Here is a 415-nt window from a genome sequence, read left to right on the forward strand (position 1 = left end):
GTCCAGACCATGCATGCCGAGAACAAGTCGGCCCTCGACCAAGCGCGCCAGAGAGACGATCGATTCGAGCGCGCGATCGAGGAGCAAGGCAAGGCGGTTTCCGATCTGGAGAAGTCTCTCGGGCAGGTGGCCCTGGACCTCAGCCGGATCGCCGACCGCGGCAACGCGGGGCGCTGACATGGAGTGGATCCGAGCCATGTGGAGCTACCTGACCGGCCGGCGCCAGGAAGTAGACGCCCAGCAAGAAGTGATCAACCGCGCGCTGGCTTTCCAGCGCGAACGCAATGAGCGGCTCCGAAGCGAACTGACATCGGAGATCGCGGATCTCCGCGGGTCCGAGGCCCGCATGCACGATTACTTTGCCGGGCTGGCATCGAATGCCGGCCGCAGCCGACGGGGCACCACGCAATGATCG

At 65.3% G+C, this 415-nt stretch carries 1 protein-coding gene; it reads left to right on the plus strand.

From position 1 onward, the window contains the following. Positions 1-178: 178 nt before the first annotated feature. On the plus strand, positions 179-412 hold the full coding sequence (locus tag H8792_RS12450) for a hypothetical protein (protein WP_194947668.1): 234 nt from the start codon (positions 179-181) through the stop codon (positions 410-412). Positions 413-415: the final 3 nt, after the last annotated feature.

It is taken from the genome of Thiomicrorhabdus heinhorstiae, assembly GCF_013391765.2.
GTDB lineage: Bacteria > Pseudomonadota > Gammaproteobacteria > Thiomicrospirales > Thiomicrospiraceae > Thiomicrorhabdus > Thiomicrorhabdus heinhorstiae.